Origin of the sequence: Mesobacillus maritimus, assembly GCF_044803185.1 — a bacterium.
Classification (GTDB): Bacteria; Bacillota; Bacilli; order Bacillales; family Cytobacillaceae; genus Mesobacillus_B; species Mesobacillus_B maritimus_B.
In genome coordinates, this window is sequence record NZ_CP085225.1 from 980,092 (window position 1) to 1,004,527 (window position 24,436).

General features: G+C 41.8%; 21 protein-coding genes. 18 read left to right on the top strand and 3 right to left on the bottom strand.

Features of this window, described 5'->3' with window-relative positions; translation table 11 throughout:
- The first annotated feature begins 93 nt into the window (after positions 1 to 93).
- The 9 genes from LG336_RS04845 to pyrE all read left to right on the top strand — a co-directional run bounded on the left by LG336_RS04845 (position 94) and on the right by pyrE (position 11,279).
- Positions 94 to 1,374 carry a solute carrier family 23 protein gene (locus LG336_RS04845; RefSeq protein WP_404331442.1) on the top strand — a complete coding sequence of 427 codons (1,281 nt, stop codon included), beginning with the start codon at positions 94 to 96 and terminating at the stop codon, positions 1,372 to 1,374.
- Positions 1,375 to 1,770: 396 nt separating this feature from the next.
- Positions 1,771 to 2,703, top strand: a complete 933-nt coding sequence (locus tag LG336_RS04850; RefSeq protein WP_404331443.1) for an aspartate carbamoyltransferase catalytic subunit — start codon at positions 1,771 to 1,773, stop codon at positions 2,701 to 2,703.
- On the top strand, positions 2,666 to 3,952 hold the full coding sequence (locus LG336_RS04855) for a dihydroorotase (protein WP_404331444.1): 1,287 nt from the start codon (positions 2,666 to 2,668) through the stop codon (positions 3,950 to 3,952). Before LG336_RS04850 ends, LG336_RS04855 begins: the two co-directional genes overlap by 38 nt.
- Positions 3,949 to 5,046: a carbamoyl phosphate synthase small subunit gene (locus LG336_RS04860; RefSeq protein ID WP_404331445.1), complete on the top strand. Its 1,098-nt coding sequence runs from the start codon at positions 3,949 to 3,951 to the stop codon at positions 5,044 to 5,046. Before LG336_RS04855 ends, LG336_RS04860 begins: the two co-directional genes overlap by 4 nt.
- Entirely contained in the window at positions 5,033 to 8,245 is a 3,213-nt protein-coding gene (gene carB / locus LG336_RS04865) for a carbamoyl-phosphate synthase large subunit (RefSeq protein WP_404331446.1), read from the top strand. The genes LG336_RS04860 and carB overlap by 14 nt, the downstream gene beginning before the upstream one ends.
- Entirely contained in the window at positions 8,242 to 9,018 is a 777-nt protein-coding gene (locus LG336_RS04870; protein ID WP_404331447.1) for a dihydroorotate dehydrogenase electron transfer subunit, read from the top strand. The genes carB and LG336_RS04870 overlap by 4 nt, the downstream gene beginning before the upstream one ends.
- The gene (locus tag LG336_RS04875) at positions 9,015 to 9,956 is read left to right on the top strand and encodes a dihydroorotate dehydrogenase (protein WP_404331448.1); all 942 of its coding nucleotides are present in this window, start codon (positions 9,015 to 9,017) and stop codon (positions 9,954 to 9,956) included. The genes LG336_RS04870 and LG336_RS04875 overlap by 4 nt, the downstream gene beginning before the upstream one ends.
- Entirely contained in the window at positions 9,928 to 10,644 is a 717-nt protein-coding gene (gene pyrF / locus LG336_RS04880; RefSeq protein WP_404331449.1) for an orotidine-5'-phosphate decarboxylase, read from the top strand. The genes LG336_RS04875 and pyrF overlap by 29 nt, the downstream gene beginning before the upstream one ends.
- Positions 10,641 to 11,279 carry an orotate phosphoribosyltransferase gene (gene pyrE, locus LG336_RS04885; protein ID WP_404331450.1) on the top strand — a complete coding sequence of 213 codons (639 nt, stop codon included), beginning with the start codon at positions 10,641 to 10,643 and terminating at the stop codon, positions 11,277 to 11,279. Before pyrF ends, pyrE begins: the two co-directional genes overlap by 4 nt.
- Before the next feature lie 224 nt (positions 11,280 to 11,503).
- Here pyrE and LG336_RS04890 read toward each other — a convergent pair whose 3' ends face one another.
- Together LG336_RS04890 and LG336_RS04895 are read right to left on the bottom strand one after the other, a co-directional pair.
- Entirely contained in the window at positions 11,504 to 11,635 is a 132-nt protein-coding gene (locus tag LG336_RS04890) for a hypothetical protein (RefSeq protein ID WP_404331451.1), read from the bottom strand.
- A gap of 75 nt (positions 11,636 to 11,710) precedes the next feature.
- The gene (locus LG336_RS04895; RefSeq protein WP_404331452.1) at positions 11,711 to 11,971 is read right to left on the bottom strand and encodes a hypothetical protein; all 261 of its coding nucleotides are present in this window, start codon (positions 11,969 to 11,971) and stop codon (positions 11,711 to 11,713) included.
- Between the two features lie 202 nt (positions 11,972 to 12,173).
- Here LG336_RS04895 and LG336_RS04900 point away from each other — a divergent pair, with 202 nt between their 5' ends.
- Both LG336_RS04900 and LG336_RS04905 read left to right on the top strand, forming a co-directional pair.
- Entirely contained in the window at positions 12,174 to 13,175 is a 1,002-nt protein-coding gene (locus LG336_RS04900; protein ID WP_404331453.1) for a transposase, read from the top strand.
- A 154-nt stretch (positions 13,176 to 13,329) separates the two neighbouring features.
- Entirely contained in the window at positions 13,330 to 13,755 is a 426-nt protein-coding gene (locus LG336_RS04905; protein WP_404331454.1) for a hypothetical protein, read from the top strand.
- 56 nt (positions 13,756 to 13,811) lie between these two features.
- On the opposite strand, the gene LG336_RS04910 is transcribed toward LG336_RS04905, so the two are convergent.
- Entirely contained in the window at positions 13,812 to 15,521 is a 1,710-nt protein-coding gene (locus LG336_RS04910; protein ID WP_404331455.1) for an NFACT family protein, read from the bottom strand.
- 126 nt (positions 15,522 to 15,647) lie between these two features.
- Between LG336_RS04910 and LG336_RS04915 the strand changes: the two genes are divergently transcribed.
- From LG336_RS04915 to priA, 7 genes are all read left to right on the top strand, one after another.
- Positions 15,648 to 18,341: a calcium-translocating P-type ATPase, SERCA-type gene (locus tag LG336_RS04915; RefSeq protein WP_404331456.1), complete on the top strand. Its 2,694-nt coding sequence runs from the start codon at positions 15,648 to 15,650 to the stop codon at positions 18,339 to 18,341.
- A gap of 116 nt (positions 18,342 to 18,457) precedes the next feature.
- A complete protein-coding gene (locus LG336_RS04920; protein WP_404331457.1) occupies positions 18,458 to 19,333 on the top strand; it encodes a YicC/YloC family endoribonuclease in 876 nt (291 codons plus the stop codon).
- 56 nt (positions 19,334 to 19,389) lie between these two features.
- Positions 19,390 to 19,653, top strand: coding sequence for an extracellular matrix/biofilm regulator RemA (gene remA / locus LG336_RS04925; protein WP_221873856.1), 264 nt, complete (start codon positions 19,390 to 19,392; stop codon positions 19,651 to 19,653).
- A 10-nt stretch (positions 19,654 to 19,663) separates the two neighbouring features.
- A complete protein-coding gene (gmk, locus tag LG336_RS04930; protein ID WP_221873855.1) occupies positions 19,664 to 20,278 on the top strand; it encodes a guanylate kinase in 615 nt (204 codons plus the stop codon).
- A 1-nt stretch (position 20,279) separates the two neighbouring features.
- A complete protein-coding gene (rpoZ, locus tag LG336_RS04935; RefSeq protein WP_404331458.1) occupies positions 20,280 to 20,504 on the top strand; it encodes a DNA-directed RNA polymerase subunit omega in 225 nt (74 codons plus the stop codon).
- Between the two features lie 143 nt (positions 20,505 to 20,647).
- The gene (coaBC, locus tag LG336_RS04940; RefSeq protein WP_404331459.1) at positions 20,648 to 21,859 is read left to right on the top strand and encodes a bifunctional phosphopantothenoylcysteine decarboxylase/phosphopantothenate--cysteine ligase CoaBC; all 1,212 of its coding nucleotides are present in this window, start codon (positions 20,648 to 20,650) and stop codon (positions 21,857 to 21,859) included.
- A complete protein-coding gene (gene priA, locus LG336_RS04945) occupies positions 21,856 to 24,270 on the top strand; it encodes a primosomal protein N' (RefSeq protein ID WP_404331460.1) in 2,415 nt (804 codons plus the stop codon). The genes coaBC and priA overlap by 4 nt, the downstream gene beginning before the upstream one ends.
- Positions 24,271 to 24,436 lie beyond the last annotated feature (166 nt).

Genomic DNA, 24,436 nt, shown 5'->3' on the forward strand with positions numbered 1-24,436 from the left:
GATAAAGTAAAATAAACCATTTTACAATTTCCTTAAACCCTCTTTGTGTAAACTAAAGAGGGTCTTTTACTACACCAGGGAGATGTGAAACCAATGACGAGACCAGTTTTAGATATTTTAGATAAACCAACGATTCCACAATGGATCACCTTAAGCTTTCAGCATATGTTCGCTATGTTTGGGGCAACGATATTAGTACCGAAATTAGTCGGATTAAGTCCCGCAATTGCGCTTTTAACAAGCGGAATTGCCACCATCATCTTCCTCTTCATTACTCAATTTAAAGTGCCAGCATATCTAGGTTCATCCTTTGCCTTTATCGCACCGATTATCATCGCATCAAATGGGGGAGAAAACCCGGGAAATGCGATGATTGGGGCAATCGCAGTAGGGATTACGTACGGAATTGTATCATTAATCATCTGGAAAGCGGGGTACAAATGGCTAATGCGGCTTTTACCGCCAATAGTAGTCGCACCGGTCATTATGGTTATAGGTTTAGGCCTTGCGGGAACAGCAGTTGACATGGCTATGAATGTTAATGGAGAGTATAATTTCTTGCATTTCTCCGCAGCACTGGTTACTTTATTCTCAGCAATCATCTTTACGGTTTATTTCAAAAATATCTTAAGTGCTATGCCTGTCCTGTTAGGATTAATTATTGGTTATATCTACTCTAGTTTAATCGGAATCGTCGACTTCACTGCTGTCAATGAAGCTAAGTGGTTTGCGATGCCAGAGTTCTTAATTCCAGGCATTCATTATGAGTTTAATATTACCTCAACCATTTTACTAGCAATGGTGCCGATTGTTTTCGTAACAATATCCGAGCATATTGGTCACCAATTAGTACTAGGAAGAATCGTGAACAGAAATTATATTAAAGATCCAGGGCTTCACCGTTCGATTTTAGCAGATGGGTTAGGAACTTTTATCAGTGCATTTATGGGTGGACCACCAAAAACAACTTATGGTGAAAACATCGGTGTTCTCGCAATTACCAGAGTTTACTCAGTATATGTCATCTTAGGTGCAGCTGTGATTGCGATTCTATTCTCCTTTATCGGAAAGGCGATGGCATTAATCCAGACGATACCAACGGCTGTACTTGGAGGAATCTCCATCCTTTTATTCGGAATCATTGCCTCTAGTGGATTACGGATGTTGGTTGAACAGAATATCGATTTTGGGAATAATAGAAACTTGGTCATTTCATCCGTCATCTTAGTTATTGGGATCGGTGGGGCCGCATTAAAGGTAACAGAAGCATTTTCTATCGAGGGGATGGCACTTGCAGCAATTATCGGGGTCATTCTAAATATAGTGTTACCAGGAAGAGAAAAAGTAACTGACGAAGAGTTTGAAAACAACTAAAACTATAACACCTTTTAATGAAGTCCAGAGAGATTTGCAAGGGTGGGTAAATGAGTTAGCTCTATTTAACTGTAAAAGAGTGTATCTTTTACATGGCTAGCTATCCCTTAAACACCCTGACCTTGTTCAGGGTGTTTTTTTTAGAAGGCTATGGTAAAGGTACATTGTTGATTTTTCACACGTTGATTGGAGCGGAAGGCACGAAGACTCCTGCGGGAGTACGGGGCAGGGGAGCCCCCCCAGGCGCTCAAAGCGCCGAGGAGGCTCCCCGGCACGCCCGCGGAAAGCGAAGTGCCTGGAGCGGAAATCAACATTCATGTGAAACAGAGCCTTTTTAGAAAGTCAGAAGCAATAAGGGATGAGATTAGATATTTTAACCAAAGGGGGCTTTTACGAATGAACCATTTGTTAACTACGACAGCATTAACCATTGAGGAAATCAATGACATCCTAGAGGATGCACAGAGGTTCTCAACAGGAGAGATATGGCAACCAAAGAAACAAACATTTGTAGCTAATTTATTCTTTGAACCTAGTACTCGTACAAAGTCTAGTTTTTACATGGCCGAGAGAAAGCTTGGATTAGATGTAATCCCCTTTGAAACCGAAACATCAAGTGTTCAAAAGGGAGAAACCCTTTATGATACGGTGCGAACACTAGAGGCAATTGGACTTGATGCCGTGGTTATTCGCCATCATGAGGATCAATATTTTGATGAATTAGTAGGGAAAATTAATATTCCGATTTTAAATGCGGGAGATGGCTGTGGACATCATCCGACTCAATCTCTTCTAGATTTATATACGATAAAATCTGAGTTCGGACACTTTCGCGAACTTAAGGTGGCCATCATCGGTGATCTTCGACATAGCCGGGTAGCAAGGTCAAATGCCGATGTCTTGCAAAGATTGGGAGCAGAAGTGGTATTTTCTGGACCAGAAGAATGGTTCGATGAGAACTTACTGAAATATGGGCGTTATCAGCCTGTCGATGAGGCAATGGAAACTGCAGATGTTGTGATGTTGTTACGTATCCAACATGAGCGCCACGAAAACGGAGGGCGCGATTTTTCTGGTCAGTACCACCAAGCCTTTGGCTTGACTGTTGAACGAGAAAGAAGAATGAAACCTAGAAGTATCATTATGCATCCTGCACCAGTCAATCGGGATGTTGAAATTGCTGATTGTTTGGTAGAGTGTGAGCGGTCGAGAATCTTTCAACAAATGGAAAATGGAGTTTATGTTCGGATGGCTGTTTTAAAGAGATCAATCATTCAAGGGGGAGTTAACCATGTCAATCATCATCAAAAATGGTCTGTTGCTAACTAATGAAGGGGAATTAAGAAAAGCTGAGCTTTATATAGCGGATGGAAAAATCAAAGAAATCAATGACGAAATTACCGAAACTGCAGATGAAACGATTGATGCAAACGGAAAAATTATTGCACCAGGTTTTGTAGACCTTCATGTTCATCTCCGTGAACCAGGAGGCGAAAAGAAAGAAACAATTGCCACCGGAACGATGGCAGCAGCAAAAGGTGGTTTTACAACCGTTGCAGCGATGCCTAATACTAGACCGGTTCCTGATTCTAAAGAACAGCTTGAAAAGATTCAGGAGAGAATCAAGGAAACCGCAGCAGTAAGGGTTCTGCCATATGCCTCCATTACGGTTCGAGAATTAGGGCAGGAATTAACGGATTTTGAAGGGTTGAAAGAAGCAGGTGCATTTGCTTTTACTGATGATGGTGTAGGAATCCAAGAAGCTGGAATGATGCTAAAAGCGATGAAGAAGGCAGCGGCATTAGATATGGCCATCGTAGCACACTGCGAAGACAACACTTTAATCAATCAAGGCTCTCTCCATGAAGGAAAGAAATCAGCAGAATTAGGTATTAATGGAATCCCTTCCGCATGTGAAAGTGTACATATTGCGCGGGACGTACTTCTTGCTGAAGCAGCAGATTGTCATTATCATGTTTGCCACATCAGTACAAAAGAGTCGGTTCGAACAGTTCGGGATGCGAAACGCCATGGCATTCATGTAACAGCAGAGCTTACTCCTCATCATTTATTACTTAATGAAGAACATATAACAGGAAATGACGCTAATTTTAAAATGAATCCTCCATTACGAAGCAAGGAAGATCATCAAGCTTTAATTGAAGGTCTTTTAGACGGCACGATCGACTTCATTGCGACTGACCATGCTCCCCATACTAGTCAAGAAAAGGCGGAGGGGATTGAGTTAGCTCCTTTTGGGATTGTCGGTCTCGAGACAGCTTTTCCACTTTTATATACAGAAATGGTTGAAAAAGGCATCCTGACTCTAAAGCAATTGATTGATTTCTTAACCGTTAAACCGGCAGAAGCATTTGGTCTACCTTATGGAAAAATAGCTGTAGGCGAAATGGCAGACTTAGTTCTTTTGGATCTTACTCACGAAGAAAAGATTGACCCGGCAACATTTTTATCAAAAGGAAATAACACTCCGTTTGCAGGTTGGAACTGCAAGGGATGGCCAGTAATGACGATAGCTTCCGGTAAAATTGTTTGGAGCAAAGAGGAGGTAACAGCATGAAGAGACAGTTAATTCTTGAAGATGGCACGGTATTTAAAGGGGTAGGCTTTGGCAGTGAAAAGATGGTAACTGGAGAAGTGGTGTTTAACACGGGGATGACAGGTTACCAAGAAATTCTTTCCGACCCATCTTACTGTGGTCAGATTGTGACGCTTACCTACCCTCTAGTTGGGAACTATGGAATAAACAGAGATGATTTTGAATCAATTAACCCAGCTTTTGCTGCTTTTGTTGTAAAAGAAGTGGCAGACTTCCCTTCTAATTGGAGAAGTGAATTAAGTCTTGATGAATATATGAAAATGAAAAACATCCCTGGCATTTCCGGAGTGGATACGAGAAAATTGACAAAAATCATTCGTCAACATGGGGCACTAAGAGGGGCCATTTGTAGTGGAGACGAGAACCCATTGGAAATGGTTGAAAAATTGCGGGCCACTAAGCTACGTACTGACCAAGTAAAGCAAGTTTCAACAAAGAGTGCGTTCCCTTGTCCTGGAAGGGGGCATCGAATTGTCCTTGTTGATTTTGGAATGAAGCACGGAATCCTTCGTGAGTTAAATGACCGTGGCTGTGATGTGGTCGTCGTTCCTTATCAAACAACTGCGGAAGAAGTCTTAGCTTTGAGTCCAGATGGAATCATGCTTTCGAATGGACCTGGGGATCCAAAGGATGTTCCAGAAGCAATTGACATGATCAAAGGAGTACTCGGAAAAGTGCCAATGTTCGGGATATGTTTAGGGCATCAACTATTCGCCTTAGCTTGTGGAGCTGATACAGAGAAAATGAAGTTTGGTCACCGCGGTTCGAACCACCCAGTGAAAGATTTGAAGACAGGTAAAGTAGCACTTACTTCACAAAATCACGGTTATACGGTTGAAGAAAACTCAATTGCTGGAACTGAATTAGTCATTACGCATATCGCATTAAATGATGGAACCGTTGAAGGACTTAAGCATAAAAAAGCAGCAGCTTTTACCGTTCAATACCACCCAGAGGCTTCACCTGGTCCGGAAGATGCAAATGGATTGTTTGATGAGTTTTTAAGTTTAGTAGAATCAGTAAAACAGGAGGATACAAATTATGCCAAAGCGTAAAGACGTCAAAAGTATTCTAGTCATCGGATCTGGTCCAATTGTCATTGGTCAGGCTGCGGAATTTGATTATGCAGGAACGCAAGCTTGTATCGCCCTTAGAGAAGAAGGCTACAAAGTGATTCTAGTGAACTCAAATCCGGCAACGATTATGACAGATACAGAAGTTGCAGATGTCGTTTATATTGAACCGATTACACTCGAATTTGTTAGTCGCATTATTCGTAAAGAACGTCCAGATGCCTTATTGCCAACACTAGGGGGGCAAACGGGTTTGAATATGGCAGTAGAACTTGCAAGATCTGGGATTTTAGAAGAATGTGAGGTTGAAATCCTTGGTACGAAGCTTGAAGCGATTGAGCAAGCAGAGGACCGTGAACTTTTCCGTAATCTAATGAACGAATTAGGACAGCCAGTTCCAGAGAGTGAAATAATTCATAATCTTGAAGAGGCCTATCGTTTTGTTGAACAAGTAGGCTATCCAGTTATTGTGCGCCCTGCCTATACGCTTGGAGGTACAGGAGGCGGGATTTGTAGCAACGAGGAAGAACTTATTGAAATCGTAACAAGTGGGTTGAAATACAGTCCTGTTACTCAATGCCTGCTTGAAAAGAGTATTGCTGGGTATAAAGAAATCGAATATGAAGTCATGCGCGATGCAAACGACAATGCGATTGTCGTCTGTAATATGGAAAACTTTGACCCAGTTGGGATTCATACGGGAGACTCTATTGTTGTCGCGCCGAGTCAGACTTTGAGTGACCGCGAATATCAACTGCTACGTAATGCGTCTTTAAAAATTATCCGTGCACTAAAGATTGAAGGCGGCTGTAATGTTCAGCTTGCACTCGATCCGGATAGCTTTAACTACTACGTGATTGAAGTAAATCCGAGGGTAAGCCGTTCCTCAGCGCTAGCTTCAAAGGCAACAGGATATCCAATCGCGAAGTTAGCAGCAAAAATTGCCGTGGGACTTACACTTGATGAAATGATTAACCCTGTAACTGGAAGCTCTTATGCTTGTTTCGAACCTGCCCTCGACTATATCGTGACAAAAATTCCACGCTGGCCGTTTGACAAGTTTGAATCTGCGAACCGAAAGCTGGGCACGCAAATGAAGGCAACAGGAGAAGTAATGGCGATTGGCCGGACATTTGAAGAATCGCTATTAAAAGCAATCCGTTCACTTGAGGCTGGCATTTACCACTTTGAGTTGAAGGACAATGTCAATTTCAATGATAATCTAATTGAAAAAAGAATTCGTAAAGCTGGTGACGAGCGCTTATTTTATATCAGTGAAGCTCTTCGGCGCGGCGTAACGATTGAAACCATTCATGAATGGAGCAAGATTGACCTTTGGTTCCTTCATAAATTAAATAAAATGATTCAATTTGAAGAGAACTTGAAGCAACAACCATTTGAGGCTGAAATCGGAAGAAAAGCGAAAGAATTAGGTTTTTCTGATAAAGCACTTGCAACCATTTGGAGTTCTGATGAAAAGACGGTTTATCAATGGAGAAAAAGTACAGAAATCATTCCGGTGTTTAAAATGGTCGACACGTGTGCGGCAGAGTTTGAATCACAAACCCCTTATTTCTATAGCACGTATGAAGAAGAAAATGAATCAATTAAAACAGATCGTGAAAGTGTAATCGTTCTTGGATCGGGACCAATCCGAATTGGTCAAGGGGTTGAGTTCGACTACGCGACTGTCCATTGTGTAAAGGCCATTAAAGAAGCGGGTTATGAAGCCATTATTATCAACAATAATCCAGAGACCGTATCAACTGATTTCAGCATTTCTGACAAGCTTTATTTTGAACCACTGACTGTAGAAGATGTCATGAATATTGTCGACCTCGAACAGCCAAAAGGTGTCGTTGTCCAGTTTGGCGGACAGACCGCGATTAACCTTGCGGAGGGGCTATCGGACTTAGGGGTTCAGATTTTAGGTACATCCCTAGAAGCTGTAGATCGTGCTGAAAACCGTGATAAGTTTGAGCAGGCAATGCTTGAACTTGATATCCCACAGCCAATGGGGAAAACGGCTATGTCTGTTGAGCAGGCAGTTTTAATAGCGACAGAAATTGGCTATCCAGTTCTTGTTCGTCCATCCTACGTGCTGGGCGGCCGCGCAATGGAAATTGTCTATAAGGAAGAAGAGCTTCTCCACTATATGGAAAATGCTGTGAAAGTGAATCCTGAACATCCCGTTCTCGTAGACCGCTATTTAACTGGAAAAGAAATCGAAGTTGATGCCATTTGTGACGGGGAAACAGTTGTTATCCCAGGAATCATGGAACATATCGAGCGTGCAGGTGTTCACTCTGGGGATTCCATTGCGGTGTATCCACCACAAAGTTTAACTGCTGAAGTAAAGACAAAGTTAATCGACTATACGAAGAGACTGGCAAAAGGGTTGAACATTGTCGGGCTTCTCAACATTCAGTTTGTTGTATCAAAAGGGGAAGTATTTGTTCTAGAAGTGAATCCTCGCTCAAGCAGGACCGTTCCTTTCTTGAGTAAGATTACCCATGTTCCAATGGCAAGCATTGCCACAAAAGTAATTTTAGGTCAAACGCTACAACAACAAGGCTATGAAACGGGCCTTGTACCTGAGCAAGAAGGAGTCTATGTTAAGGTACCTGTGTTTTCGTTCGAGAAACTAAGAAGAGTGGATATTACCTTAGGACCTGAAATGAAATCAACTGGAGAGGTAATGGGGAAAGACATTACCCTTGAAAAGGCTCTATATAAGGGAATGATTGCTGCCGGAATGAAGTTTAAAGAATATGGCACTGTGCTTCTAACCATTGCTGATAAAGATAAGGAAGAAGCGTTGTCTTTGGCAAAACGTTTTGCAGATATTGGCTACCAGCTTGTAGCGACGAGCGGGACAGCAAGTTACCTAGAATCAGCTGGTGTCAAAGTGAAAACGGTCGGGAAGATTGGTTCTGAAGGGCCTGATTTAATTGACCAAATCCGTGGAGGAAAAGCACAACTTGTCATAAACACATTGACGAGAGGGAAACAGCCAGAACGAGACGGCTTCAAAATTCGTAGAGAATCTGTGGAGAATGGTGTACCATGTCTTACTTCCCTTGATACTGCAGAAGCAATTTTAAGAGTCTTAGAATCTATGACCTTCTCTGCAGGAGCACTTATTTCTCCGGCTTCTAGAAAAGATGGTGTTTTAGTATGAAAAAAGAACTTTGTGAGGTAGTCAGCCATTTTCCTATTGCAGACTCCATCTACGAACTAACACTATCAGGTTCTATGGTTGAGGAAATGAATGAACCAGGTCAATTCGTCCATATAAAGGTCTCGAGTGGCCTTGATCCAATGCTTAGAAGACCCATATCGATTGCGTCTATAAATAAAGAACAAAATGAATTCACGATTATTTACCGTAAGCAGGGGAGGGGAACCTCCCTTCTTGCTGAGAAGAAGCAGGGGGAGCTTATTGATGTTTTAGGGCCACTAGGCCACGGCTTCCCTGTTGAACAGGCAGGAACCGGCGCAACCGCCATTCTTGTCGGCGGAGGAATTGGGGTTCCTCCACTTTATGAATTAGCCAAACAGCTAGTGAATAAAGGGGTAAAGGTTATCAGTATCCTCGGCTTCCAAAATGAAAGTGCTGTTTTCTATGAGTCTAGGTTTTCTGAATTAGGTGAGACCTATATTGCAACAGCGGACGGTTCATATGGAACAAAAGGTTTTGTAACGGACGTAATTAGTACCCAGAATATTAGTGGGGATATCCTCTATTCTTGCGGGCCAACGCCGATGCTAAGAGCCATTGAGACGGCTTCCTATGCGCCAAAAGTATATCTTTCATTAGAAGAGCGAATGGGCTGCGGAATTGGTGCATGTTTCGCTTGTGTATGCCATGTGAAGGATGATCCAGATGGTCATACTTATAAAAAAGTTTGCAGCGACGGACCGGTCTTCCGTGCTGGGGAGGTGGCGATATGAGATCATTAACAGTAGAGCTACCTGGTTTATCTTTGAAAAATCCAGTAATGCCTGCTTCAGGTTGCTTTGGATTCGGGAAAGAATACAGTCAATTATTTGATTTAAATGTGCTTGGCTCGATTATGGTCAAGGCAACCACACCAGAGCCTCGTTTTGGAAATCCAACACCTCGTGTAGCGGAAACACCAGGCGGAATGCTGAATGCGATTGGTTTGCAAAATCCTGGTCTTGAAAAGGTCGTGACGGAAGAGCTTCCTTGGTTAGAAAGGTTTGATGTGCCGATTATTGCCAATGTGGCTGGCTCCACGGAGGAAGACTATGTACGAGTGGCTGAGCGAATTTCTCAAGCTCCGAATGTGCATGCGCTAGAATTGAATATTTCTTGCCCGAACGTGAAAACAGGCGGAATTGCTTTCGGTACGGATCCAGAAATGGCGAAGGAGTTAACGAAAAAAGTAAAAGCTGTCTCCAAAGTACCGGTTTATGTAAAGCTTTCACCGAATGTCACTGATATTGTTAAAATTGCCAAAGCTGTGGAAACTGGCGGTGCGGACGGATTGACCATGATTAACACCTTAGTTGGGATGAGAATAGACCTTCAATCAGCGAAACCGATTCTTTCCAACCGTACAGGTGGACTATCTGGCGCAGCTGTAAAGCCTGTGGCTCTTCGCATGATTTATGAAGTCAGTCAACAAGTGGATTTACCGATTATTGGGATGGGTGGCATTCAATCAGCGGAAGATGTCATCGAATTCTTTTATGCAGGAGCAAGTGCAGTTGCTGTTGGTACACAGAACTTTGTTGACCCATTTGTTTGTCCGACCATCATCGAGGAGCTTCCGGTACTACTAGAAAAGCTAGGATTCGACCATATTTCTGAATGTACAGGAAGGAGCTGGAAGAAACATGAAAAACTCGCTTATCATCGCGCTTGATTTCTCAGATAAACAGCAAGTCGTAAATTTCTTGCAGCCTTTTAAACACGAAAAGTTAATGGTAAAAGTAGGGATGGAACTGTTCTATGCTGAAGGTCCTGCCATTGTTCAATCTATTAAAGAAGCTGGTCATGATATTTTCCTGGATTTGAAGCTTCATGATATTCCGAACACTGTAAAAGGTGGAATGAAAAGTTTAGCAAGGCTTGGAGTAGATATGGTGAATGTCCATGCTGCAGGCGGTCGTGAAATGATGGAAGCAGCTCTCGAGGGACTTGAATCTGGGATTATTGCCGGTGTGAAACGGCCGTATTGTATCGCAGTCACTCAGCTTACAAGTACATCAGAAAACCAAATGCAAACGGAGCAATTAATTGGAGTTCCACTTCAGGAGTCCGTTCTACACTACGCAGAGCTTACAAAACAGGCGGGGCTTGATGGAGTTGTTTGCTCTGCTCAAGAGGCGGGATTGATTCTCTCAAGTATTGGAAAAGACTTCTTAACCGTTAGTCCTGGTATTCGTCCAGCAGGAAATGTCGTCGGTGATCAAAAACGTGTAGCAACTCCTCAATTTGCTAGGGAGCAGGGAGTCTCCGCAATCGTGGTTGGTCGACCAATCACTCTAGCCGAAAACCCTATAGAAAGCTACGTATCAATCAAACAAGAATGGGAAGGTGTTTTATTATGAAAAAAGAGATTGCAGGCAGCCTATTAGAAATTGGAGCTGTATCATTAAAGCCAAATGAGCCATTCACTTGGTCATCAGGTTTGCAATCCCCGATTTATTGTGATAATCGTCTTACTCTTTCTTATCCGGAGGTTCGTGGGAAAATTGCTGAAGGGTTGCAAGGACTAATCGAGGAGCATTTTCCTAGGGCTGAAGTTGTGGCTGGGACCGCTACGGCTGGGATTCCACATGCAGCTTGGGTGAGCGAAAGAATGTACTTGCCAATGTGCTATGTTCGGTCTAAAGCAAAAGGCCATGGGAAAGGAAATCAAATTGAGGGAAAAGTGAAACCAGGTCAAAAGGTCGTTGTAGTTGAGGACCTGATTTCTACTGGTGGTAGTGTCATTAATGCAGTGGAAGCGTTACGCGAAGCAGGTTGTGAGGTTCTTGGAGCAGTTGCCATTTTCACCTATGAGCTTGAAAAAGGGGAAGAATTGCTTCGTGAAGCCGGAGTTGAAGTCCACTCATTAACCAACTTTACAACGTTAGCGGAAGTGGCGCGTGAGCGTGATGAAATTTCTGCAGAAGATTTAGCGAACCTCGCAGCTTGGCGTAAGAACCCAGCAGAGTGGGGACTTGTGAAAGAGAAGAAGTAATCACCCAAGGAAATGAGATGCATCAAGAAGGCAAGTTTTGTCCATGACAGGTAGTCTCCATGAAGCTTTCATGATGACCAAAATGTCGTTTGACAATCGAAAATGGTCTCCATGAAGCTTTCATGATGACCAAAATGTCGTTTGACAATCGAAAATGGTCTCCATGAAGCTTTCAAGATGACCAAAATGATGTTTGATAACCGAAATCGGTCTCCATGAAGCTTTCATGATGACCAAAATGTCGTTTGATAATCGAAAATGGTCTCCATGAAGCTTTCAAGATGACCAAAATGTTGTTTGATAACCGAAATCGGTCTCCATGAAGCTTTCATGATGACCAAAATGTCGTTTGACAATCGAAAATAGTCTCCATGAAGCTTTCATGATGCCAAAATGTAGTTTGATAATCGAAAATGGTCTCCATGAAGCTTTCAAGATGACCAAAATGTCGTTTGACAATCGAAAACGGTCTCCATGAAGCTTTCATGATGACCAAAATGTCGTTTGACAATCGAAAATGGTCTCCATGAAGCTTTCATGATGACCAAAATTACCCACCACAAAGGTAAACTCTCAAGGACATTTCTAGCATACCGAAAGGGAGAAGTACTCTCAAGGTCATTGGAAGAAGCATGAAGGAGAATATTGTCCATTACGACTGCTCTAATAAACATTTGGAGTTTAGCATACATGTTTGACCTCTAGGTCCCTACTGGATAGGCTAAACAGCCCCCGAATGGAAAACAAAAAGACTTAGTTCTGAAAAATAGAACTAAGTCTTTTTGGTAGGCTCTTTTCTCAAACTTTGTTTTTTTTTCTTACACGGAATAAACAACACCAACAGTGATAATGAGTTATAATAGATTTATAAATTATATAGGTTGGTGTTTATTTATGCGTACTAAAAACCGGTTAAATCCAATCGAGTCTATCTATTATAGTCCTGAAATTATAAATTGCCCTAACTGCGGCACGAAATTAACTTATTGTCATCCTGTTTGGCGAAAAACCATCTCTACTCTAAAAGGGGAATTTAAAGTTATCAATCTGGGTTATCGCTGTGAAAATAACGCTTGTGAAAACAATACTGTTTACCGTTCTGCAGAAGCAGAACGGCTTAGTATGAAACACATCACCTATGGCATGGATGTCATTGCACACATTGGACACTTGCGCTTCAAAGAACATAAAACCCGTTCGGAAATCGCCACTATCCTGTCTGAGAAGCAGGTGAAAATATCTGAAAGGCAAGTTCAAAAACTGTACGAACGATACGCCTTACTTCTTAGATCAGCAATTCAGGATAATATGAAAGATACTCTGAACGAAGTGGTTGAACAAAACGGTGGTCTTATCTTATCCATTGATGGTGTTCAACCTGAAAAAGGAAATGAAACATTGTATGTCATACGAGAGGTCTTAAGTGGCACCATTTTGGCAGCACACAATTTAAAGAGCAGCGCCTCTCAAGAATTGATTGGAATCATTCAACCAATCCTTGATTGGGGATACCCTATCATAGGTTTTATCAGTGATGGCCAACAGTCGATCCGTTTAGCAATTGAGAAAATAGCACCTGACATTCCTTATCAATATTGTCAGTTCCATTACTTCAAAGATATCGCGAAACCATTGGTAGAAAAGGACCGAAAGTTAAAGACAAACATCAAAAAGAAGTTAAGGGGAATCCGAGAAATCGAAAGAAAAATAGAAGAATCACCTTCAGGATTGGAAGAAGAAATCGCGAGTGATTATGTCGCAGCGATTCGATCCGTCCTTTTGGAAGATGGAAAGCCACCGTTTGAATTGCCAGGTACCCGAGTTTTTGAGCGAACAAAATCAATCAAGGACTCGATTGAAAAATGCCTGGATAAAAAAGGGGACTCCTCTACTTAAAAAGTTGTTCAGAATAGTCAGTAATGTTGATAACTATAAAACGGATTATCAGCTCATAAAACGATGGGACCGACGTTTTAAACGGATTGCCACAATCATGGAACCTTCTGAAAATAAATCAAGTTCTTGGGTTGAATCTAGGTTGAGAAGATATTTGATCCAAATAGAAAAAGAACTAAACCGTGAAGATGATTTAGCCTTTGTGGACAATCTGATGAGATATAGTAAAGGATTTTGGAAAGGTCTCTTTACATTTTATGATTTCCCACTCTTGCCAAGGACAAATAATGATCTTGAACTTTTCTTTAGAAGAACAAAGGTAAGGCATCGTAGGATTACAGGTAGCCGAACTTGGAATCGTTACATTGTTCGTCATGGCGAAAATATCGTATTCGTTGAAAATGTTAAAAATGAGCAGGATGGACTGCAAAAGATTAAGAGTGCCACCTATTCTGCTTATAAAAAGGAATCCAAAAAATGGGATAGTAGAATATATGAGCACACAAAACAGAGACGGTTTAAACAGGACCCAGATGCATATTTAAACATTATTGAAAGCAAATGGAAACGGCACAACTAACCAATTGTGTTAGTTATGCCGCGTAAGTTTTTTTTAGCTGATAAGGTTAAGGCTTATTAATTCTTCAATGCCAGCACAAGATCTTCATCTGGTGTTACATACACCGTTTGTTGTTGCTCATATATAACAAAACCAGGTTTTGCGCCTGAAGGCTTTTTCACATGCCGCACCTTGGTGAAATCAACGGGCACTGAGCTAGAGCTGCGTGCTTTACTATAATAAGCAGCAATGGTTGCTGCTTCAAGAATGGTTTTGTCAGCAGGCTCTTTGCTCCGTATCACGACATGTGATCCTGGAATGTCTTTTGTATGCAACCAAATATCATCTCGAGCGGCAGCCTTGTTTGTCAGATAGTCATTTTGCTTGTTATTTTTCCCAACAAGAATTTCTGTTCCATCTGATGAGGTATACCGTTCAAGGACGACTTTCATTACCTGATTTTTCTTATTCCCGCGCTTTTGTCTTTGCCTAATATACCCGCCTTCAACCAATTCATCTCTAATTTCTTGGATGTCCTTAGGGGAAGCGGCTTCAACCTGTTGTTGCAGCCCTTCAAAATAGGTGACTTCTTCCCTTGCATGAATGATTTGTTGCTCAACAATTTTCAGGGCGTTTTTGGCTTTTTGATATCGAGTGAAATATTTTTGGGCATTTTCAGAAGGTGTTTTTCTCGCATCCAGCGGAATGGTTATGTTTGAACTGTCCTCAGAATAATAATTTAAAACACTAACTTCTTTCATCCCTTTTTCGACAGCATAAAGGTTTGCCGTTAATAATTCTCCATACAGCTGGTATTGATCTGCATTTTGAGCTTCTACTAGAGTGCGCTCAAGCTTTATAATCTTTTTCTCATTTTTTTCTTTTTCGTTTAAAATAAACCGCTCTAAGTCGTTGGATTGTTGTTTTACGCGATCTCGTTCTGCTTTTCCAAAATAGTACCGGTCAAGTAATTCCCCAGTTGATTCAAAAACGCGCGCTTCTTCACTTAAGTGCTTAAGCGGAAATAGGTAAAAGAATTCCTTGCCCTTAAAGGTAGTAATAGCAGGCTGATAGTGATGCTTTTTAACATCATTCATTAAAGCTAAAAAGGCCTTCGGGAGGGTTGACCGATTCGCGAGTCCTGCCTGATATAAGATTTCCTTAGCCATAAGTGGAGAGATTCCTGCAAAATGCTGAACAAGCTGTTTATCCAGGAGACCAGCATTGAAATCTATATGACGTAAAATTTCTTGCTCATCTATCTCAAATGGATTTTTCTTATCCTGAGCAGGAGGCATGATGTATTCTTGTCCAGGTTGAATGGCCCGGTGTGTGTTAACAGCAAAGGAAACATGCTTAATGCTGTCTAGAATCATATTTCGCCCTTTGTCAACAAGGACGATATTGCTATGTCGGCCCATAATTTCCACGATAAGTTGTTTATAAGAAAGGTCGCCAATTTCATTTCGCCCTTTTACTTCAAACACGATCATTCTGTCGAGCCCTACTTGATGAATATCCTCAATGATATAGCCTTCAAGATGTTTTCTTAGCAACATGCAAAACATTGGTGGCTCACTTGGATTATCATATTGGTCGTTTGTTAACTGTACCCTAGCATAGCTAGGATGAGCGGAAAGGAGGACTTTGTGGTTGACTCCACCAGCTCGAATGACCATGATGATTTCATTTTTGAAGGGTTGGTGTATTTTATTCACACGTCCACCTTTTAACAGTGTGGACAGTTCGTTCGTCACGGCTCTGGTAAATAATCCGTCAAATGACATCGGCAAAACATCCTTTTCATTTTCTTCTCTATCATAATAGCATTTTTTTGGACAGGGCTGAATAAGCTTTCACTATAGATTACGACAGATATGAACAGTCGCTGAAAGGGGAAGTGAGTTGGCCCGATGAAGTTCCATGAAATGAATGAGAAAGAGATTGTAGAAGTCCTAAACACTGATTTTACAGAAGGACTTACAGAAAAGGAAGTAAAGAATAGGCAAAAGCAGCACGGGCTTAATGCACTAGAGGAAGGGGAAAAACCCTCCGCATTACTTCTGTTTTTTAATCAATTTAAGGATTTTATGGTTTTAGTTTTACTGGGAGCCACTTTGATTTCTGGTCTTCTTGGAGAAGTGGTAGATGCGATTGCTATTATTGCAATTGTAGTAATCAATGCATTCCTGGGCTTCTTTCAGGAGCGAAAAGCAGAAAAATCACTAGATGCGCTCAAGGAACTTTCTGCACCACAGGTGATGGTGTTAAGAGATGGAAGTTGGGTTAAAGTCCTATCTAAGGAGGTAGTCCCAGGAGATATTATAAAATTTTCCTCGGGTGACCGAATTGGTGCGGATGTTAGATTGATTGAATCAAATAGCTTGGAAATTGAAGAATCTGCTTTGACTGGAGAATCGGTTCCAGTGCCAAAGTATACAGGTAAATTAAGTATTGCGGATCCTGGTATTGGTGATATGGAAAACATGGCCTTTATGGGAACACTCATAACAAGAGGGAACGGAGTCGGTGTCGTTGTCGGCACAGGGATGAAAACAGCTATGGGCCAAATTGCTGGTTTGCTTCAATCGGCAGAAACAATGGAAACCCCACTCCAACGAAGACTTGAGCAGCTTGGGAAGATTCTGATTACCGTTGCGTTGTTCCTTACTGTACTTGTTGTCGGTGTCGGGGTCTTACAGGGGCATGACTTATATACAATGTTCCTTGCTGGGGTATCCCTTGCTGTGGCAGCGATTCCCGAAGGATTGCCAGCTATCGTAACTGTTGCGTTGTCGCTTGGTGTGCAGAGGATGATTAAGCAAAAAGCCATTGTTCGTAAGTTACCAGCCGTCGAAACACTGGGATGCGCCTCGGTCATTTGTTCAGACAAAACAGGTACGTTAACACAAAATAAGATGACTGTTACCCATGCTTGGAGTGGTGGGAAAACTTGGACAATTGATGGTGTTGGCTATAATCCAAGGGGAGAATTTTACTCCGAGGAAAGAACCGTAAATCCTAATTCGGTAAAACCACTTCAACAGCTCCTGACATTTGGAATGTTATGTAATCATGCGGAGCTCATTGAGAAAGAACAGGAATATGTCGTAGATGGAGATCCGACGGAAGGTGCTCTCTTGGTTGCAGCAATGAAAGCAGGAATAACACGTTCAGGATTACTGAAGAACCAATTTGAGATTGTAAATGAATTTCCTTTTGACTCACAGCGTAAGATGATGAGCATCATCGTCAAAGATAAACATGGTCGTCAGTTTGTCGTAACAAAAGGTGCTCCAGATGTATTGATTGGCTTAAGTCGTTCGATTCTATGGGATGACCGACAGCAACATTTAACCAAAGAACTGTCGGAGAAGGTACAAGTCTCGATTGATGGTCTCGCCGAAAAGGCTTTAAGGACGATTGCCATTGCCTTTAAACCACTACCAGCTAATACGGTGGTACTAAGCGAGAAGGAAGCAGAACGGGATTTAACCTTTATTGGGCTTCAAGGGATGATCGACCCGCCAAGACCTGAAGTTAGAAATGCCGTCAAGGAATGCCGTGATGCAGGAATTAAAACAGTGATGATCACAGGCGACCACCTCATAACAGCTAAGGCGATTGCGACTGAGCTTGGCATCCTTACAAAGGGGAGTCGTGTAATGGATGGAGCTACGCTATCTAGTTTATCTGTGGAAGAATTAGAAGAGGTAGTCGAGGAAGTATCCGTTTTTGCTCGTGTTTCACCAGAACATAAATTGAAGATTGTAAAAGCTCTACAAAATAAAGGACATGTTGTGGCAATGACAGGGGATGGCGTAAATGATGCCCCTGCGATTAAGGCGGCTGACATTGGTGTAGCCATGGGAATCACCGGAACGGATGTTGCCAAAGAAGCTTCCTCACTTGTTTTATTGGATGATAACTTTGCGACGATTAAGGCTGCGATTAAAGAAGGTAGAAACATCTACGAGAATATTCGAAAGTTCATCCGATATCTTCTTGCTTCGAACGTTGGTGAAATTCTGGTCATGTTGTTTGCGATGCTTCTAGCATTGCCGTTGCCACTCGTCCCCATTCAAATCCTTTGGGTAAACCTTGTGACAGATGGTTTGCCAGCAATGGCACTTGGACTAGACCAACCAGAGGATGATGTCATGAAACGAGGGCCTCGTCATCCGAAAGAAGGAGTGTTTGCAAGAGGTTTAGGTTGGAAGGTTGTTTCTCGTGGATTCCTAATTGGGATAGCAACGCTGATTGCGTTTATGACAATCTATTACCGAAATCCTGATGATTTGGCCTATGCACAAACTATTGCCTTCGCAACTCTAGTTTTAGCACAGTTAATTCATGTGTTTGATTGCCGAAGTGAAAAGTCAATCTTTGCACGCAATCCTTTTGGCAATAAGTATCTTGTTTGGGCCGTTATTTCGTCATTAGTTCTTGTTTTAGGGGTCATCTACTACCCACCGCTTCAGCCAATTTTCCATACAGTCTCCATTATTCCGAGGGACTGGTTGCTAATCATTGGAATGGCTTCTTTACCGACTTTTTTACTAGCTGGATCATTTTTAGCAAGTAAAACAAAGAAGAATATGATATAATCCGTAAGGTAATAGAGATCTCTCTATTGCCTTTCTTTTTTACCTTGGAAGGTTATACATAATGAGGAATTACTAGTATAGGAATAAACGACTCTAAGAGAATGGATGTGTTCTGGATGGTCGTAAGCATGACCGGCTTTGGTCGAGGCAAGGCGGAAGCAGAGCAGGTTGGGGTAACGGTAGAAATTAAAACGGTTAACCATCGCTTTTGTGAATTCCATATTCGCATGCCAAACCAACTTTTAAAGATTGAAGCCAACTTAAAAAAAAGCCTCGCCAACCATATAAAGAGAGGGAGAGTTGAGGTTTATGTAACGCTTGATGGTCAAGCGGCTGTCAACCGAGGAGTTAAGATTGACTGGGAGCTTCTCGATCAATATTTCGGCTACATAACTGAGGTTAAAGATAAATACGGTCTTTCGGGTGAGGTAACACTGAGTGAATTGGTTAACAGACTAGAGCTAATTCAAATTGAAGAGAAAGAAACAGAAAATGAATTTATTGAATCCCTTGTTTTACAAGCACTATCACTAGCTATTGATGAACTTGTACAAATGCGAATTCGTGAAGGGAAAGCTCTTGAATTAGATGTGAAAGGGAATATTGAACGTCTAGAAGCTCGAACCCAGCAAGTTAAGCAATTTGCTCCTATTGTGGTTGAGCAGTATCGCGATAGGCTTACGAAGAAAATGGACGAATTCATAGGTGGCCAACTAGAGGAAACTCGGATATTAACGGAAGTAGCAATCTTTGCTGATAAGGCTGATATAAATGAAGAGCTTACGAGGCTAGAAAGCCATATCGAACAGTTCTATAAAATCCTTCAGCTTAATGAACCAATTGGCAGAAAGCTTGATTTCTTAGTTCAAGAAATGAATCGAGAAATTAATACCATTGGTTCTAAGGCAAACGATTCAAAGATTGCCATGGAGGTTGTAGAAATGAAGAGTTTGCTTGAAAAGGTTAAAGAACAGGTTCAAAATATCGAATAGAGTTTAGGAAGCTATGTACAAGGGCAAAATACAAAAATGATGAGTGGGGGAACATCATGGGAATCAAGCTTATTAATATCGGTTTTGGCAATATTGTATCGGCTAATAGAATTATTTCGATTGTAAGTCCAGAATCCGCGCCAATTAAACGAATTATCCAAGATGCCCGAGATAGAGGCTCGTTAATTGATGCAACCTACGGACGGCGTACACGTGCCGTGATTGTAATGGATAGTGATCATGTTATTCTTTCCGCAGTTCAGCCTGAGACAGTGGCTGCGCGCTTAAATGACCGTGATGATATAACGGATGAAGGGTAGGATTTTATAAATGCAAGAAAAAGGATTATTGATCGTTCTTTCTGGTCCATCAGGTGTTGGAAAAGGAACGGTTCGAAAAGAAATCTTTTCCCAACCAGATACCGCTTTTGAGTACTCGGTTTCAGCAACAACGAGGAAACCTAGGGAAGGGGAATTGGATGGCGTCGATTATTTCTTTAAAACAAGAGAAGCATTTGAGGAAATGATTGAAAACGATCAGTTGCTTGAATATGCAGAATACGTAGGCAATTATTATGGCACTCCTGTTGATTATGTGCGAAAGACGCTCGATGAAGGCAAGGATGTCTTCCTAGAAATTGAAGTTCAGGGTGCTGGCCAAGTTCGTAGAAAGTTTCCAGAGGGGTTGTTTATATTCCTAGCACCACCGAGCCTTTCCGAATTAGAGAATCGGATCGTCACTAGAGGAACAGAAACCGAAGACCTCATTAAAGGACGAATGAAAGCAGCCCGTGAAGAATTGGAAATGATGGAACTATATGATTATGTGGTCGAAAATGATAAAGTGGAATTAGCGTGTGAGCGTGTAAAATCCATCGTCGTTGCCGAGCACTGTCGTAGAGAACGAGTTCAGTATCGTTATAAAAAAATGTTGGAGGTTGATTGATTTGCTTTATCCATCCATAGATTCACTATTGACAAAGATTGATTCAAAATACTCATTGGTATCCGTTGCAGCAAAGCGTGCGAGAAACATGCAAATTCAACAAAACAGCTTGCTTGATAAATATGTTTCTCACAAGTTTGTCGGCAAAGCCCTTGAAGAAATTCATGCCGAAAAGCTTCACTTTAAAACAACAGCTGGTCAGGAAGACACATATGCAGCCAAATAACAACCTACTCTAGGTTGTTATTTTTATTTTACGAGGTAAATGATAATAAATTTAAGAAATTAACCAGTTTTAATTGATGAAAAAATAAACATCTTCAATCATAATGAAACTAGAAGTCAAGTTAGCTATTGGGGGTACTATGAATGCTGAACGGGAAAAAAGTCTTGCTATGTGTGACCGGGGGAATTGCTGTCTACAAGGCGGCCGCGCTTACGAGCAAATTGACCCAAGCCGGTGCAGAAGTAAAAATCATTTTAAGTGAATCTGCTGCAAAATTTGTCACGCCTCTAACCTTTCAAGCGATGTCTCGTAATGAGGTTTATACAGATACATTTGATGAAAAGAATCCAAAGGTCATCGCCCATATCGATTTAGCTGATTGGGCCGATTTCATTCTCGTTGCCCCGGCAACAGCGAATACGATTGGAAAACTCGCGAATGGAATCGCTGATAATATGATAACTACCATTCTCCTTGCAGCAACCTGTCCAGTTTGGATTGCTCCTGCCATGAATGTACATATGTACGATCACCCTGCAGTTATTAAAAATATGAAGGTACTTTCTAGTTTCGGCTATCAATTCATTGAACCTGGGGAAGGGTATCTTGCCTGTGGATATGTTGGGAAAGGCAGGCTAGAGGAACCTGAAACCATTGTGGAATTGCTCCAGGAAAAACTTAAACCTGTTCAAACACCATTAGCTGGAAAAACGATTGTGATCACAGCAGGTCCAACTAGGGAAAAAATCGATCCTGTCCGTTTTTTAACCAATCACTCAACAGGAAAGATGGGGTATGCGATTGCGGCTGAAGCAAGGAGATTAGGTGCAAAGGTCTGTTTGGTAAGCGGACCAGTCACGCTAACGCCTCCGGCGGGTGTGGAGACTACTAACGTAGAAAGCGCCGAAGATATGTATCAAGCCGTTGTTGAAAAGTTTAATGATGCTGATGTTGTCATTAAAACAGCGGCGGTCGCAGATTATCGTCCAAAAAAGACCTATGATAGCAAGATGAAGAAGCAAGAAGGTGGACAAAGCCTTGAACTAGAGCGAACTAAGGATATTTTATTTGAACTTGGGCAGAAGAAGAAGCATCAGCTATTAATTGGATTTGCAGCTGAAACCGATCAGGTAGAAGAATATGCTCGTAAAAAATTAATCAAAAAAAACGCCGACATGATTGTGGCCAACAATGTCAAACAGGAAGGTGCAGGATTCGGAACAGATACCAATATTGTCACCATTTTCAAAAAGGATGGGAGTCAGGTGAACCTCCCATTAATGACGAAAACAGAGGTGGCCACCTATTTGTTGAATGAGGTAGCGAATCAACTTAAGAAGGAAGAGTTGAAATGAGAATTGCCAGTGTCATTGTAGATGTACCGGCAAAACAGACAGACAAAACGTTTGATTATCTTGTACCTGAACATTTTGAAAATGTAATCGTTCCAGGGGTTCGAGTGAATGTTCCGTTTGGCCCCCGTAATATTCAGGGCTTTGTCACGGACCTGAAAACAGAATCAGATTTTAAAAAGCTAAAAGCAATCGTTGAACCGCTTGACTTAACGCCGGTATTAAATAAAGAGTTGCTAACTCTCGGTGATTGGTTAACAGAGCATACGCTTTGTTATAAAATTTCCGCTTTTCAAGTAATGCTTCCAGCTGCTTTAAAAGCAAAATACGAAAAAAAAGTGGTTTTGGCTGCACCTGCTAGATGGGAAGAGCTTCAAGAGGAAACCAAGTCATTGTTTCTTGGCGGGAAGGAAGCAACATGGCAAGAGGTCGTTGATAGAGGGTTTGTTTCAATTTTAAAACAAGAAGCCGAGAGAGGTTTTGTTGAGGTTGCTTACCATGTAAAGGATCGAGTTCGAAAAAAAAAGTTAAAACATATCCAGTCTCTTTTGAATCGTCAGCAGCTTACATCTGAAATGGAGAATCTATCCTTGCAAGCTAAAGGGCAGAAGCAGGTATTAGAATTTTTCCTCGACCACACAGGACCTATTGAATTGAAGACCTTATTGGGAGATACAGGTGTTTCACAAGCATCTGTGAAAGCGTTGGTGAAAAAGGGAATCCTAAGTGAGGAGTACATGGAGGTTTACCGTGATCCATATGCGGAAAGAGAGTTTAAGCGTCAAGGGCCCTTACCCCTTACTGCTGCTCAAGAAAAGGCGATAATGCCAATCCTCTCTTCTATCGAAGATGAACGTCATGAAGTTTTTTTACTCTATGGCGTTACCGGGAGTGGCAAGACAGAAGTTTATCTGCAGTCCATTCAAAAGGTCCTTGAAAAAGGAGAAGAAGCAATCGTCCTTGTACCTGAAATCGCGCTAACTCCGCAAATGGTCAAGCGGTTTAAAGAACGGTTCGGGGACTTGGTCGCAGTCATGCACAGTGGGCTTTCTGCAGGTGAAAAGTATGATGAATGGAGAAAAATTCAGCGACGTGAGGTCAAGGTCGTTGTGGGCGCACGTTCGGCGATTTTTGCTCCTTTTGAGAATCTTGGAATTATCATCATTGATGAAGAGCATGAAACAAGTTATAAGCAGGAGGAAAATCCCCGATACCATGCGAGAGATGTTGCGATTAAACGGGCCGCTACTCATCGTTGCCCAGTAGTCCTCGGGAGTGCTACACCTTCACTTGAGTCCTTTGCGAGGGCTCAAAAAGAAGTATATACCTTGCTTAACCTTCCATTCCGAATGAATGAACAGCCGTTGCCTTCTGTTGAAATTGTCGATATGAGGGAAGAATTGCGCGAAGGAAACAGGTCAATGTTTTCACGTGTGCTATTTGAAAAACTTCAAGATCGGCTTGAAAAGGGCGAACAAACCGTTCTATTTCTAAATAAAAGAGGGCACTCCTCATTTGTCATGTGTAGGGATTGCGGATTTGTGGTGAACTGTCCGAATTGCGATATCACCCTTACCTATCATCGTTATCAAGAGCTTATGAAATGTCATTATTGTGGCCATGAAGAACGGGTACCAACGATTTGTCCAGAATGTAACAGCGAGCATATTCGCTATTTCGGGACAGGTACGCAAAAAGTTGAGGAAGAGCTCACAAAGCTACTACCTGAGGCTCGTGTCATCCGAATGGATGTAGATACAACTGGACGAAAGGGATCGCACGAAAAGCTGTTAAACGCATTTCAAGAAGGGGAGGCAGACATTTTATTAGGAACGCAAATGATTGCCAAGGGGCTGGATTTTCCAAATATTACTCTTGTTGGGGTTCTGAGCGCTGATACCATGCTCCATTTGCCAGATTTGCGCTCTTCAGAAAAAACGTTTCAGCTTTTAACTCAAGTGAGTGGGCGGGCCGGTCGGCATGAGCTACCTGGCGAAGTGGTGATTCAAACGTACACACCAGAACATTATAGTATTGAACTAGCAGGTACTCAGGATTATGATCGTTTTTACAATCAGGAGATGGTGGCAAGGAAAATCCATAAGTACCCACCCTTCTATTATCTTACACTTGTAACGGTTAGCCATGAAGAGCTGATGAAGGCTGTTTCCGTAACGGAAAAAATCACCCGCTTTGTGACCGCTAGGCTATCCCAGGAGGCTGTTGTCCTTGGACCTGTTGCTTCGCCTATCCCTAGGATCAAAAATAGATATCGCTATCAATGTTTGATAAAATACAAAAAGGAACCAGAGCTAAAAACAGCTTTAAAAGCCATTCTTGATCATTACCAGCAGGAAACCGCAACTGGAAGTCTGCAAATTTCAATGGATTTAAATCCGTATATTTTAATGTAATAAGGCTGACTTCGTAAAGATTGTTGTTAAAATTGTAAAAATCTTAAAGCCGATTTTTACTACCTAAAGCCGATTTTAACGCAAGGTAAGCTATTTTGTACGTTATAGTAAGTTTGCAAGCTCTTTTCTCATAATTAAAAACAATTTTGCAGTGAAACGAAGCTTC